This window comes from Paractinoplanes lichenicola (assembly GCF_016785085.1).
Classification (GTDB): Bacteria; Actinomycetota; Actinomycetes; order Mycobacteriales; family Micromonosporaceae; genus Actinoplanes; species Actinoplanes lichenicola.
In genome coordinates, this window is the sequence record NZ_JAENHO010000001.1 from 1,016,160 (window position 1) to 1,030,630 (window position 14,471).

Sequence of the window (14,471 nt, forward strand, 5' to 3'; positions counted from 1 at the left end):
CCGGCACCGACGCTGATCGGTTGCGAGAGGGTCGACTTGAGGAAAAGGACCGTCAGGAACAGGCCAGGCGGGCGGCCGCCCAGTCGGCGTGGTCGTTGCCGTTGCCGTCGCCGGCGTCGGTGACCTGCAGGCGGAGCGTGCGGGCGCCCGTCACGTCGACGTCGAAGCGGTGGGCGAGCCCGGCCCCCGTCAGCCGGGGCGACGTCGCCGTGCGGACGCCGTCGAGCCAGACCTCGAACACGACCGAGCCGCCGGAGCCGGTCTCGTCGTCGACTCCCGCGTCGGCCCGGAAGCGGGTGCAGGAGCCGTCGAGCGGCACGTCGACCGTCGAGACGGCGTGGGCGCCGAGACCCTTCTCGTATTCCACGCCGGCGATGGTGAGCGGGCGGCCGTCGCCGGCGGCCTGCTCGCCGTTGCTGCGGTCCTTCTCGACCGGGCCCCAGCCGTTGGCCACCGCGGTGTACGGGCGGTCGCTGAGCCAGGCGTAGCCGGGTGGCAGCGGCGTCCGGACGACGGCCGTGGCGGTCGTCGACGTGGGGAACTGGCCCCCGGCCTCCACGGTCGCCGTCAGCTGGTGCTCGCCGACGTCGGTGCCGGGCGGCGGGGTCACCGTGAAGGCCGCGGTCTCGGTGCCCGTGACGGCGCCGAGCTCGACGACGGGCGGAGTCACCGTCCAGCCCTCCGGGGCGGCCAGCCGTACGGTCGTGTCCGCCAGCCCCGCGGCGCAGCGGGAGGTCACGTCGACGCGGACCGCGGTGCCGTCGACCGTCATGGCCACCCCGGGCGGGCACGGCGCGGGCACGTCCGAGTCGGGCACGCCGCCCGCGCGGGCCTCGGCGCCGGTCAGCGGGCGCAGGACGAGCTCGTGCCGGTACGGCTGCGTCGGCGCCAGACGGTATGGGGCGAGCACCGAGTTGGGGGTCTCGCCCATGCCCGTCTCGCCCGCCTCGGCGTGCAGGGTGACCCAGCCGCGGTTGCGGACCAGGGGCAGCTGATGGTCGTACTCGGCGCGGTCGAGGTCGTCCCAGGCGGTGACGCTCGCGTCGCGCATGCCGCCGAGGAGCAGCCCGGCGCGGCCGTCGGTCAGGGCGGCCCAGCGCGTGTCGTGGTGGTTGCCGTACGCCTGCGGCCGCGAGTACCGCACGTACTGGTCGTCCACTGTGCTGCGATAGACGCCCATCGGGGAGCCGCTGTGCCGGTCGTTGTAGTTCTCCTGCGGTCCGCGGCCGTACCAGGCGAACTTCCGCATCGTGTCGGGCAGTTGCAGCGAGATGCCCACCCGTGGCAGGTACGGCAGGACGGCCGCGCGCTCATCGGGATTCACCTCGTGCCCGAGGGTGATCGTGCCGCGCTTGTCGATGCGGTAGGTCATGGTCTGCGCGAACGAGACGCCCTTGCCGGCCACGGTGCTCGTCGCCCGGATGACCACGGCGTCGGCCTCGCGCCGGCTGGTGACGCCGGTGACCGTGGTGGTGAGGTCGTCGAGCCCCAGGTCGTGCCAGATGCGGCGGTCGTCGGTGCCCCAGTCGTACGTCTCGTTGCTCGTCGGCGGCCGGTACACGTCGAGGACCGGGCCGCCGTGCAGCAGCTCGCGCCCGCCGGCCCGCATCGACGCGAGGGTGCCGTTGTCGAAGCTGTATGCGAAGCCCTGGCCCGACACCGTGAGGCGCTCGCCGTCGGTCGCCAGCGTGGGCGCGCCGGGCACCGGGACGGGCCGGATGCCGGGCACGGCCTGACCGCCTGCGGCGAACTGGTCGTGGCCGAGCACCCACTCCCCCTTGGCCGCGGAGACGTTGAGGAACCGCTCCCGGTCGAAGGGGTTGGCGGGCAGCGGGCCGGTGTCGAACTCGTACGTGGCGCCGGGGGCCAGCCGTACGGGCCGGTTGCCGCTGCGCAACGTGCGGTCCTGCTCCTTCAGCGACCAGCGCAGGGTCACTTCGAGCGCGCCGGCCTGCTGCTCGTTGTGGGCCCGCACCTTCGTACCGGTGCGGGTGAACCGGATCGGGGCCTGCGCCCACGCCATCTCGGCCGTCTCGGGCTGGACGTAGCGGTCGGAGCCGACCAGCCCGTCGGTGCCGGACAGGCTGATGCCGAGGCTGAGGAAGTCGCCGCGGCGCTGGAAGGTGTCGAAGTCGAGGGCCAGCACCGCCCGGCCGGCGGGGTCGGCGGCCAGCTCGGCCGGGGCCAGCGCCCGCGCGTAGATGCGGGCGTCGTCGATCAGGCCGCGGCCCGTGCGGATGTTGCCCAGGTCGTTGTCCTGCTGGGTCTCGGCGTTGCGGCCCAGGTTGACCTCGAACAATCCCGGATCCACGGCCCCCGTACGCGGGGTGGTGGCCACCTCGGCCCCGTCGAGCAGCAGCCGCAGCGCCGCGCCGTCGTAGACCCCCGTGACCCGGTGCCAGGATCCGTACCAGTCGGCGGGGACGTCCGCGGCCGCCGTGGACCCGCCGAGGCGGAACTCCAGCGTGTCCCGGTCGCGCATCTGCAGCCCGTACGCCTGGCCCTTGGTGAGGATCGGGAAGCTGCCGGCCCACTCCCCCGGCCGGACCCACGCGTCGAGCGTCAGCGGCCCGGTCAGGTCGAGCCGCCGGTCGCGGAAGACGTCCACGAAGTCGTCCAGGCTGGACAGCTCGACGGCCTTCCCGCGCCGGCCCGGTACGGTTCCGGGCTTGCCGACGAGGAAGGTCTGGATGCCGCTCGCCGAGTCGGGGGTGAGCACGAGCGGCTGGCGCAGGTTCTGTTCCGCCCAGTCCCAGATGAAACCGCCCTGCAGCTCCGGATACTTGCGGACCAGCGCCCAGAACTGGTCGAAGTTGCCGAGGCCGTTGCCCATCGCGTGCGCGTACTCGCCCATGACGACCGGCTTGGTGCTGCTCCGCACGCGGCTCTCCAGGCGGGCCGGCGTCGGGTAGCGCGGGCCGTCGACGTCGGCGAAGGGCGCGTCGCCGTCCGGGTTGTTCGACTGGTGGTAGAGCAGCCGGGTCGGCTCGTTGGCGTCGGCCCAGGCCGCCATGGCGTGGTGGGCGGCGCCGAGACCGGCCTCGTTGCCGGTGTCCCAGAAGATGACGCTGGGGTGGTTCTTGTCGCGCTCGACCATGGCCCGGAACCGGTCGGCGAACGCGGCCTGCCACTCGGGGCGGTCGGCCAGGCAGTTCGACGGGCAGTTCTCGTGGCTGTGCGTCTCGATGTCGACCTCGTCGTCGACCCACAGCCCTTGCCGGTTCGCCAGGTCGTAGAGGTACGGGTCGCTCGGGTAGTGCGAGGTGCGTACGGCGTTGATGTGGAGCTTCTTCATCAGTGCCACGTCGTCGCGCTGGGCCTGCCGGGTCACATGACGGCCGGTGTCGGGGTCGGTCTCGGCCCGGTTGGTGCCCTTGATCAGGATCCGCTCGCCGTTGACCAGGATCTGCCGGTCGCGCACCTCGACCTCGCGGAACCCGACCGGCTGGGCGGTGGTGTGCAGAGCCTTCCCCGTACGGTCCAGCAGTTGCAGGACGAGCGTGTAGAGGTTCGGTTCCTCGGCCGACCACTTCGCCGGGTTCTCGACCAGCGCGGTCAGGGTGTCGTCGCCGGTCATGGTGGCCACCGTGCGGCCGTTCGCGTCCAGCAGCGTCCCCCTGGTCTGCGCCCCGCCGGTCTGCTCGACGGCCACGCGCAGGGTCGCGTCGCGATAGCCGGCGTCCAGATCGGTGGTGATGTACGCGTCCTTCAGCCGGGCCTCGCCGGTGCGGTAGAGCCACACGTCGCGGAAGATGCCGGAGTAGCGCCACTGGTCGACGTCCTCGAGGTAGGCGCCGCTGCCCCACCGGTGCACCTGGACCGCGATCGTGTTGCGGCCCGGCCGCAGCCGCTCGGTGATGTCGAACTCGGCCGGGGTGTAGCCGCCCTGGTCGTAGCCGGTGTAACCGCCGTTGACCCAGACCAGATAGTTGCTCGTCACGCCCTCGAAGCGGAGGAACACCCGGCCGCCGTCCCAGCTCGCCGGCAGGTCGAAGGTCTTCACGTACGCACCGGTGGGATTGACGTCGCGCGGCACCCGCGGCGGGTCGTCCGGGGCGATGTCGGACGGGATGTTGCGGAACATCGGGTGGTCGAGGAAGTCCGACTGCCACGTGTGCGGCACGCTCGCGGTGGGCCAGCCCGCGGTGGCCGTCCCGCCCGCCCGGAAGGCGGCCGGCACGTCGTCGGGACGGTCGAAGATCTTCAGCTGCCAGGGGCCGTTCAGGCTTCGCGCGTACGGGTTGGGCAGGTCGTGCCGCGTCACGTCGGCCGCCGCGGTCCGCGCGTCGGGGTAGGGGCGCAGGTCGGCGTGCGGCTCCTCCTGGCCCTCCCCGGTCAGCTCCGGGTTCTCCAGGTAGCGGTAGACGTCCGCCACGGTCTGCGGGCCGTCCCCCACCGGCTCGGCCGCGGCCACGGGGACCGGACCGGGCACGGCGAGGATCAGGGCCAGGGCAGCACTCGAGAACCACGACATCGGGGACCCCCTCGTCTACTTATCGAAGACAATCAATTTCTTAAGGGGGTGTCAACAGCGACCTCGGGGAAGGCCGGGGACGGCCCGTCCAGCAGCGGCCGGTGACGGTGGCGCAGATGCACGTCGAGGAACGCGGCCACGTACTCGCGGGTGATCAGCAGCTGCCGCTCGGCCGGGACGGCCCCCGGGTCCAGGCCGAGCTGGGCGCCGAGCACCGGCCGGTCGGTGAACGACATGTGCCCGGTGCCGGCCACGGTCAGCCACCGCTTCCAGCCGGTCACGCCGGGCCAGTCCCGCGTCCAGCTGGCGTCGGCCGGCCGGTCCGCGCCCACCAGCAGCAGCGGCCGGTTCGTGGCGACCGGGACGAACAGGGTGCCGTCGAGGTCGGCCGCGGCGTCCACGCGGCGGTCGGTGGTGAGCAGGTGCGCGGCGCTCGCCCCGCCGATCGAGTGGCCCACTACCGCGATCCGCCGACGGTCGAGGTAGCGGGCGCCGCGCCACGCGGGCCGGGCGCCGGTCAACCGGTCGAGCAGGAACGACACGTCGGCGGCCCGGCCTCGCACCACCTTCGGCAGCACCCCGTCCAGCTCGCAGGCCAGGCACTCGGCTACCCGGCCGTCGGGGAACTCGACACCACGAGCCTCGTACGGATGGTCGACGCCGGCCACCACGTAACCGCGGGCGGCCAGATCCTCGGCCAGGCCGGTGAGCGACTCGCGGCTCAGGCTGAACCCGGGCGACAGCACCACGAGCGGCCAGCCCCGCCCGGCCGGCGGGCGAACCGGCACGTCGCGCCGCGCGTTGGTGGCCACGGTGGTCAGCACGTCCGGCGGCAGCGGCAGCCCCTCGGCGGCGACGATCCGCGACGAGACCGCGGCCGTGGTGTAGGGCGCGGCGGGGCCGTCGTCGGGCCGGGCGGGATACCACAGCGACACCATCAGCTCGCGCCGTACGTCCGGCCGCCACGGGTCGGCCCGGGCCGGGTCGGTCAGGTGCAGCGTGGTCGTGCCCACGGCGTACGGGCCTGTGGGCCGGGGCAGGCTGAGGGCGGGCGCGGCGCTCGCGGCGGCACCGATCGGCAGCGTCGCCACCAGCAGGGCCAGGGCGGCGCCGAGCACCTTGCGTACGGGGAATCCGGTCATGCGCCACACGCTAGGAACCGGCCGGCCGATCCAGAACCGCCGACAGTCAGCAGCCGGCCCCTACGAAAGTCGTGCGCTCGACTCTCGTGGCACCAGGTGCGGGTGGATCACGTGCCGCGCGACGCGTTCGCCGGTTGCGATGCGCTCGGCCAGCATCCGGAAGCCGACCCGGCCCAGCTCGACGAAGTCCATCCAGACGGTCGTCAGCGGCGGCGCGAAGTGGCGCGCGTCGGGCATGTCGTCGACCCCGGCGATCGAGTAGTCGGCCGGCGCCACCAGGCCCCGGCCCCGCAGCGCGTTCATGAAGCCCAGCGCCATCTGGTCGTTGCCGCTGAACACCGCGGTGAAGCTCGACGTGTCGACGCCGGCGCCGACGTCGTAACCGGACTGGGCGGACCAGTCTCCGCGCAGCACCGGCAGGGGTGCCGCCCGCACCTCGGCCAGCGCGTCCCGATAGCCGCGCTCCCGGTCCTGCGCCTCGATGACCTGCTCCGGACCCGCGATGTGCAGCACCCGCCGGTGCCCCAGCCCGGTCAGATGCCGCGTGGCCAGCAGGGCGGCCTCGTACGAGTCGACCGCCGCCGAGTCGGCGCTCGGCCAGGCCCGGCCGGACAGGATGACGACCGGCACGGTCTCCCAGACCCGCTCGAGGACGTCCTCGATGCCGGGGTAGGGCGAGGAGATGAGGATGCCGTCGACCCGGGCCGACAAGAACCGGTCCAGCGCCTCGTGCACCTCGCCGGGCGCGCTCGCGTCGGCCGGGTCGAACTCGACCCAGCTGGTGAACAGCGCGTAGCCGGCGTCGTGGGCCGCCTCGTTGAGGCCCTGCACGATCGACCAGGTGCCGTAGACCGAGGGCCCGGTGGTGAGCACGCCGACGGTCCGCGTCGCGTTCACGCGCAGGTTCCGCGCCGACCCGTTGAACTGGTAGTTGAGCTGGGCGATGGCCGATTCGATGCGCTCGCGCGTCTCGGCGCCCACGTAGCCCTTGCCGGTGTAGAACCGCGAGACCGTCTGGGCCGACACCCCGGCCAGCCGGCCGACGTCCACCATCTTGGGTCGCGGCGGCCGTGGCTCTGACATTCCCACCCCTTTTTCCGGTACGCCGCCCGTCGAGTATGGCTCAAGACCAATTTCTCGTTACCGACGTGTTACAAACCAGCCTCTAGGTTATCGATAACCTGTCGCCTAGGTTATCGATAACACACCTGCGGATCCCTCTCCCCTTCCACTGAATAAATATGCCAGTCCGCATCGAAATCAGGTTAGGAGCACCGGTGTCCGTTCCCTCCCGTCGCCGGGTCATCGTCAACACCGACGCCAAGAACGAGGCCGACGACCAGTACGCGATCGTCCACGCGCTGCTCTCCCCCACGCTGGACGTCCGCGGTCTGATCGCGGCCCACTTCGGCCACCGCCGCACCGACCGCAGCATGCAGGAGTCCCGCGAGGAGATCGACCGGCTGCTCGACCTGCTCGACCTGGCGGGCAAGGTGACGGTGGCCAACGGCGCGGCCGAGGCGATGCCCGACGAGACCACCCCGCAGGACAGCCCCGGCGCCCGGCTGATCATCGAGGAGAGCAAGCAGGAGGGCCCGCTCTACGTCGCCTTCCTGGGCCCGCTGACCGACATGGCCGCGGCGATCCTGCTCGACCCCGAGATCGTGCACCGCGACGTCACCGTCGTCTGGATCGGCGGCGTCGGCTACGGCGGCATCGAGACGTACCCGGGGCCGGAGTTCAACCTCGGCAACGACATCCCGTCGGCCAACGTGGTCTTCGGGTCCGGCATCACCGTCTGGCAGGTCCCGTCCAACGTGTACTCCCAGGTCTCGGTGGGCTACGCCGAGCTCGAGGAGAAGATCGGCGGCACGTCGCCGCTGGCCGACTACCTGATCGAGCAGCTCGTCGAGTTCAACGCGACCCACCACCCCGAGCCGATCGAGTCGCGCTCGCTGGGCGACTCGCCGGCGATCTCGCTGCTGCTCTACCCGCGCGGTGGCCAGTTCCGCACCGTGCCGGCCCCCCGCTTCGGGCGCGAGGGTCACTACCTGCCGGGCACCGGCAACCCCATCCGGGTCGTCGAGACCGTCGACGTCCGGTTCCTGCTCGAGGACATGTTCGCCAAGATCCGCCGCTTCGGCCGGTCGCAGCACTCCGGTCGCCCGCAAGTTCCCCCGACAAGGAGATGACGATGAACGACAACGAGCTCAGCCGGCGCCGCTTCCTCAGCCTGGGCGGTGCGGCCGCCCTCGCCGCGGGCCTGGCCGCCTGCACGGGCACCGGATCCTCCGACACCGGCTCGACCGGCGGGCCGGGCACCGGAGCCAAGACGCTGCGGCTGTTCACCTACGAGGACAACTCGACCGTCGACCTGCTCAAGGCCCAGGTCAAGGCGTTCGACCAGAAGAACGGGACCACCACGACGGTGGACTCGCTGCCCGGCTCGGGCGCGGCCGTCTATCCCGACAAGCTGCGCACCGAACTGCTGGGCGGCAAGGGCCCCGACGTGTGGCGCATCTGGGGCGGCCAGATCGGCGCGCCGTTCGTCAAGGCCAAGCAGTCGATGGACCTGAGCGCCTACTACACCAAGTTCGGGTGGGACTCGAAGCTGAGCCCGGCCGCCATCGAGGGCATGACGTTCGGCGGGGTCAAGGGCGGGGTGCCGTTCATCGGGGCCGGCATCGGCGGCTGGTACAGCAAGGCCGCGTTCAGCAAGGCCGGCATCAGCGCCCCGCCCAAGACGTACGGGGAATTGGAAGAGGTCAACGCCAAGCTCGTCGCGGCGGGCATCACCCCGGCCAGCCTGGGCGGCAAGTACGGCTGGGACATCATGCGCCTATTCGAATACCTGCTCGAGGTCTCGGCCGGCCCCGACCTGCACGACAAGCTGCTCACCGGGGCCGAGAGCTGGGACCGGCCCGAGGTCGTCACCGCGTTCACCAACTTCAAGAAGTGGCAGGACCAGAAGTGGCTGCCCGAGGGCGCGGTCGGGCTCGACCCGGCCGACGTGGAGAACTGGTACGTGCAGGGCAAGGCCGCCTACACGATGACCGGCGCCTGGACCGAGGCGCAGGGCATCCAGGCCGGCGGCAAGAAGTCCGACGACTTCGGCGTCTTCCAGCTGCCAACCGACCAGACCCCGGCCCGGCACTCCGGCTTCGTCGAGGGCTACATGGTCAACGCGAAGAGCGGCAACCCGGACATGGCGGCCGCCCTCATCGACTTCCTCGTTCAGGTCGACACCATCAAGGCGCTGAAGATCACCAACGCGGTCGTGACCGGCGCCGAGCCCGACCAGGCGACGCTGCCCCTGTCGTACGAGTGGGCGCAGGGCCCGGGCAAGCAGCCGTTCTACACCATCCAGGACCAGGCGCTGCCCAAGAAGCAGGCCGACCAGTATTTCGCCGTGCAGAGCGACGTGCTGCAGGGCAAGACCAGCCCGGCCGACGCCGCCAAGAAGATGCAGGACGTCATCAAGGCCTGGGACAAGGACTAGGCGATGGGTGTCCCGGCAAGGAGAAAGACCAGGCACGGGGGCCTGGTCGCCTGGGCGTTCGCCCTGCCCGCGCTGCTGGTCTACTTCGCCTTCCTGGTCTATCCGGCGCTGTCGTCGCTGTGGTTCAGCTTCACCGACTGGGACGGGCTCAGCGCCGGCTACAACGTGGTCGGCCTCGGCAACTACGCGGACATGGCCGCCGACCCGGTCGTCCGGCAGGCCGCGGTCAACAACCTGATCTGGGCCGTGGTCACCGTCGTCGTCCCCGTGGTCGCCGGCCTGGCGCTGGCCGTCGTGCTCAACGGCACCGTCCGCGGCAAACCCTTCCTGCGGCTCATCTTCTACACCCCCGCTGTCCTGCCGCTGGTGAGCGTCGCCTCGATCTGGGGCTGGCTCTACAACCCGCAGTACGGCGCGATCAACGCGGCGCTGCGGGCGGTCGGGCTCGACAGCCTGGCCCAGCCGTGGCTCGGCCAGGACTCGACGGCGCTCGGCGCGACGATGGTGGCCGCGATCTGGCTGCGCGTCGGCTTCCCCATGCTGCTCTACCTGGCCGCGTTGCAGAGCATCAGCCCCGACCTGTACGAGGCGGCGACCGTCGACGGCGCGGGCAAGTGGCAGCAGTTCTGGCACATCACGATGCCCGGTCTGCGGCCCGCGCACTACGTGGTCATCGCGCTGTCGGTGATCGACTCGTTCAAGGTGTTCGACCTGATCTACGCCATGACCTACGGCGGGCCGGGCACGGCCACCCAGGTCATGGGCACCTGGATGTATTTCAACGTCTTCCAGTACAACCAGGCCGGCTACGGCACCGCCATCGCCGTCGTGATCACCGTCGTGGCGATCGCGGTCAGCATTCCGTACGTCCGCTCCCAGACGAAGGAGCACGCCGTATGACCACACTCCTAGTGCCCGACACCGCCGTCTCCGCCGAGCAGCCGGTCGCCAAGAAGCGCCGCGGCGGGATCGGCGCCACCGTCGTGATGACTCTGGTCGCCCTGCTGTGGATCTCGCCCCTCGTGCTGCTGGTGATCACCGCCGTACGGCCGCTGGCCGACTTCATCTCGCACGGTCCGCTCTCCTGGCCCGGCACGTTCACCCTCGACAACTTCACCGACGCGTGGAACATCGGCAACTTCGCCACGACGTACCGGAACAGCTTGATTCTTTTGATCCTCAAGGTGCCGCTCGGCGTCTTCGTCTCCGCGATGCTCGCGTATGCCCTGGCCAAGCTGCGCATCAGGTTCGGCGCGGCCATCATGTACACGGTTTTCCTGGGCCTGACGATCCCGATCTACATCACGATCGTGCCGGTCTTCGTCATGGCCCGCAGCGCCGGGGTCACCGACAGCCTGATCGGGCTGATCGGGCCGTACCTGGCCTTCGGCATCCCGTTCGAGGTGCTGGTGCTGCAGTCGTTCATCAGGCAGATCCCCGACGAGATCATCGAGGCCGCCCGCATCGACGGCGCCGGCGCCTGGCGCATCTTCCTCACCGTCGTGCTCCCGCTCTCGGCGCCCGCCCTGGTCACCGTCTTCATCCTGGACGCGGTGGCGACCTGGAACGAGTTCCTGTTCGCGCTGATCCTGCTCAACTCGGACGCCCACAAGACGATCCCGGTCGGGTTGCTCAACTTCCAGGGCCAGTTCTCCAACAACAACACCGGCCTGGCCGCCGGCATCCTCATCGCCGTCGTGCCCATCCTCGTCGCCTACACGTTCCTGCAGCGCTGGATCGTCGGCGGCCTCACCGCCGGAGCGTCCAAGGGATGAGAGTCCACCCCTGGCGCGAGGCCGAGATCACGCTCACCGCTTCACGAGCACTTCCCGACCCGTACGGGTCCATCGACGTGTGGGCGCAGTTCACCCACACCGACGGGACCGTCCTGCGCCGACCGGCGTTCTACGACGGCGGGCAGACCTGGCGCGTCCGCTTCGCCTCGCCGGTCGGCCACGGCACCTGGCACTGGAGCACCACCGCCACCGTGGCCGACCCCGGGCTGCACGCGGTGTCCGGCCACCTCGACGTCGCTGCCGCCGACAGCACCGATCCCTTCCACCGGCACGGTTTCTGGCGCATGTCGCCCGGCGGCCGCAGCCTCGTCCACGCCGACGGCACCCCGGCGCTGCTGGTCGCCGACACGGCGTGGGCGCTGCCGTGGCGGGCCACCCCGGACGACGTACGGGTCTATGCCCGTGACCGGCAGGCCAAGGGCTTCAACGCCGTGCTGCTGATGACGGTGCAGCCCGACATGCGCGCGACCGGGCCCCGCGACCGCAGCGCCGACGAGGGCTTCGACGTCGGCTTCGAGGACCTGCCGACCGGCCGGCTCAACGAGCTGAACCCCGGCTACTTCCAATACCTCGACGGGCTGCTCGACATCCTCGCCGAGCACGGTCTGGTGCCGGTGCTGCAACCGGTCTTCCAGGGCTTCGGCTGGAAAGGCCTGGACGTGGCGGGGACGGTCGTGCCGCCCCACGAATACGCGCGCTACTGCCGTTATCTGGTGGCTCGCTACGGCGCACGCCCGGCTGTGTATCTGGTCGGCGCCGACGGGGCCGGCACCGAACCCCAGATCGAGGCGGGCGGCCGGGCGGTCCACGACAGTGACTGCTACGGGCAGCCCACCGGCATCCACTACCGCCCGCACGCCAGGGCCAACGCCCACCAGGACGCGCCCTGGCTCGACTTCCAGTGGTGCCAAACCGGCCACGGCGGCGAGCATGTGCCGGAACGGGTGGCCGACATGTGGCGCGAGACGCCGGTCAAGGCGGTGGCGAACGGCGAGCCCAGCTACGAACGCACCGGCCATCCCGACGTGGCGGCCGGTTGGTGGCAGGGGCATGAGGCGTGGAGCAACCTGTGCGCGGGCTCGACCATGGGCGTCGTCTACGGCGCGGCGAATATCTGGCAGTGGGTTCATCGCGACGGCGAACCGGGGCATGCGCCGTACTTCCTGGCGCCTAAGGGGAGTTGGCGGGATGCGCTGGACTATGAGGGTTCTGCCTACGTCGGGCTGATCGGCAAGATTCTGCGCGAGTTGCCGACCACCGACATGGTGCCGGAGTGGGAGACCTTTCTTAGCCCGCGAAGTGTGCTCGTGGCTGGGTTGCTGCACATTGTGTACCAGGAGAACGGCGCTGCGCTGCGCATGCTGCAGGAGCGCGGAACACCACCGGACTACCGCATCGTCGACCCTCGGACTGGCCGCATCACCGGCACCGGGCGCCTGCGCTCCGGCGAAACCATCGACGCCGACCCCGACCGGCAACCCCGCGTCGTCATCTTCCACGCTCCTGTCGTCGTCTTCCACGCTCCTTAGGAGGTTCCGTGTCTCTCCGAGCCATCGGTCTAGTCGTGGTGACCGCCACCAGCTTTGTGGCGTCACCGGCCCCTGCTCAGGCCGCCTCCCCGCCGCCGCGCACCATCATCACCACTGACGGCGAAGCCGACGACATGAACTCGATGATGCGGCTGCTCTACTACACCAACGAGATCGACGTCGACGGTCTGGTCTACTCGTCGTCGGTGCATCACTGGAAGGGCGACGGCAGCCACACCCTCACCCAGGCCATGGCGGCCGGCATCGTCACCAGCTTCAACGGCCAGACTGCGGGCACACCGGCGAACTCGGCCGACGCCACCACCTGGCGCTGGAACCCCGACCGGTGGATCGAGCAGCAGATCGCCCAGTACGCCAGACTCCTGCCCAACTTGCGTAAGCACGACAACCGCTACCCCTCGGCGCGCGAGCTGCGGTCCACAGTGGCCGTCGGCAATGTCAACTTCGAGAACGACTTCTCGGCCGACACCCCCGGCTCCGACCTGATCAAGGCCGCCCTGCTCGACGACGACCGGCGTGACCTGTGGCTGCAGGCGTGGGGCGGGCAGAACACCATCGCCCGGGCCCTGCTGTCGATCGAGGACCAGTACAAGAACTCCCCGCGCTGGAACGCCATCCGCGACAAGGTGACCCGCAAGGCCGTGATCGCCACCATCGGCAACCAGGACAACGCGTACGCCGACTACATCGGCCGGGCGTGGCCCGGGATCCGTGTCTACAACTGGGGCTTCACGTTCACCTCGTGGACCGGTGGCAAGGACGCCGCCGCCATCCCGGAGAGCATCAAGCCGTACTACAAACACACGTTCTGGAAGCCCAACATCAAGGTCGGCCACGGCCCCCTGCTGGCCGGCTACCACCTCATCGGCGACGGCCAGCACCTCGCCGGCGAGTCGGAGGCGCTCGGATGGCAGCCCGGCCTGGCCGGCGTCAAGTACGACTTGGCCACCTGGCGGCTGTACGACTTCGTCGGCCCGTTCGAGCGCTACGACATGATCTCCGAGGGCGACACTCCCGCCTTCCTGCCGCTGATCGACAACGGCCTCCGCTTCGGCAGCTGGGGCGGACGCTTCGCGAGCACGACCCCCAACCTCTACACCCCGCAGGGCGACCTCAATCCGGTCACGAGCCGGGCGGAACCTGCGTACTCGCTCTACCGCTGGGTGCCGGCCGCCCAGGACGACTTCGCGGCCCGCGCCGACTGGGGCGTCACCCCGGCCTACGGCAAGGCCAACCACCCCCCGGCCGTACGGATCAGCCAGCCGTCGCTGTCCGCGCGTCCCGGTCAGACCGTCATCGTCCGGGCCCGAGTCACCGACCCGGACCGCGACCGGGTGACCGCCACATGGACTGTTTACTCCGAGGCCAGCACCGTCACCACGGCCCCGACCGTCACCGCGACGACCAACGGCACGGCCCGCGTCACGGTGCCCGCCGACGCCACAGCCGGGCAGCGAATCATCCTCACCCTGACCGCGACCGATGACGGGGAGCACCGCCTTTCCCGGTACGGCCAGGTCGTGCTCACCGTCTCTTGATCCCGTCACCACCCAGGTAAGTGAGTGCTCACATCGGAACAGCGGACCGGGTGGGCACTCACAAACCAGGTAAGTAAGCACTCACATCCCCATCAACGGCCGAGAAATGCAGGCGCCGCACGCTCGCTCGTCCCAGCCGGCCAAGCTGGATACGCCCTCCAACCAGGTAAGTGAGTACTCACATCGGATGCACGCTCCGCCGAGCCCAGCGAACGCTGCCACAGCAAGTAAGTGAGCACTCACATCGGAACGCTGAAACCGCCGAGCCCAGCGACCACCACCAACACGTAAGTGAGCACTCACATCCGCTCCACGCAACACCGAACCCAGCGAACACTGCCACAACAAGTAAGTGAGCACTCACATCGGAACGCTGAAACCGCCGAGCCCAGCGACCACCACCAACACGTAAGTGAGCACTCACATCCGCTCCACGCAACACCGAACCCAGCGAACACTGCCACAACAAGTA

The 14,471-nt window shown here is 70.4% G+C and carries 9 protein-coding genes; 6 read left to right on the forward strand and 3 right to left on the reverse strand.

The features are described 5' to 3' along the window. Positions 1-52 precede the first annotated feature (52 nt). Genes JKJ07_RS04515 through JKJ07_RS04525 form a run of 3 tightly spaced genes read right to left on the reverse strand, consistent with a single transcriptional unit; the run spans position 53 to position 6,699 of the window. Positions 53-4,474 (reverse strand): glycoside hydrolase family 2 TIM barrel-domain containing protein, encoded by a 4,422-nt coding sequence (locus JKJ07_RS04515; RefSeq protein ID WP_202989907.1) that lies wholly within the window; start codon positions 4,472-4,474, stop codon positions 53-55. 32 nt (positions 4,475-4,506) lie between these two features. Next, positions 4,507-5,616, reverse strand: a complete 1,110-nt coding sequence (locus JKJ07_RS04520) for an alpha/beta hydrolase family protein (RefSeq protein WP_202989908.1) — start codon at positions 5,614-5,616, stop codon at positions 4,507-4,509. 60 nt (positions 5,617-5,676) lie between these two features. Beyond that, on the reverse strand, positions 5,677-6,699 hold the full coding sequence (locus JKJ07_RS04525) for a LacI family DNA-binding transcriptional regulator (RefSeq protein WP_202989909.1): 1,023 nt from the start codon (positions 6,697-6,699) through the stop codon (positions 5,677-5,679). Positions 6,700-6,893: 194 nt separating this feature from the next. Between JKJ07_RS04525 and JKJ07_RS04530 the strand changes: the two genes are divergently transcribed. From JKJ07_RS04530 to JKJ07_RS04555, 6 genes are read left to right on the forward strand one after another with little or no spacing between them, the layout of a single operon-like run. Beyond that, entirely contained in the window at positions 6,894-7,808 is a 915-nt protein-coding gene (locus JKJ07_RS04530; protein WP_307834115.1) for a nucleoside hydrolase, read from the forward strand. A gap of 2 nt (positions 7,809-7,810) precedes the next feature. Further along, positions 7,811-9,115, forward strand: a complete 1,305-nt coding sequence (locus JKJ07_RS04535; RefSeq protein ID WP_202989911.1) for an ABC transporter substrate-binding protein — start codon at positions 7,811-7,813, stop codon at positions 9,113-9,115. 3 nt (positions 9,116-9,118) lie between these two features. Continuing rightward, positions 9,119-10,015, forward strand: coding sequence for a carbohydrate ABC transporter permease (locus JKJ07_RS04540; RefSeq protein ID WP_202989912.1), 897 nt, complete (start codon positions 9,119-9,121; stop codon positions 10,013-10,015). Beyond that, positions 10,012-10,890 (forward strand): carbohydrate ABC transporter permease, encoded by an 879-nt coding sequence (locus tag JKJ07_RS04545; RefSeq protein ID WP_202989913.1) that lies wholly within the window; start codon positions 10,012-10,014, stop codon positions 10,888-10,890. The genes JKJ07_RS04540 and JKJ07_RS04545 overlap by 4 nt, the downstream gene beginning before the upstream one ends. Then, the gene (locus tag JKJ07_RS04550) at positions 10,887-12,440 is read left to right on the forward strand and encodes a glycoside hydrolase family 140 protein (protein ID WP_202989914.1); all 1,554 of its coding nucleotides are present in this window, start codon (positions 10,887-10,889) and stop codon (positions 12,438-12,440) included. The genes JKJ07_RS04545 and JKJ07_RS04550 overlap by 4 nt, the downstream gene beginning before the upstream one ends. An 8-nt stretch (positions 12,441-12,448) precedes the next feature. Further along, positions 12,449-13,999 (forward strand): nucleoside hydrolase-like domain-containing protein, encoded by a 1,551-nt coding sequence (locus JKJ07_RS04555; RefSeq protein ID WP_202989915.1) that lies wholly within the window; start codon positions 12,449-12,451, stop codon positions 13,997-13,999. The last annotated feature ends 472 nt before the right edge of the window (positions 14,000-14,471 follow it).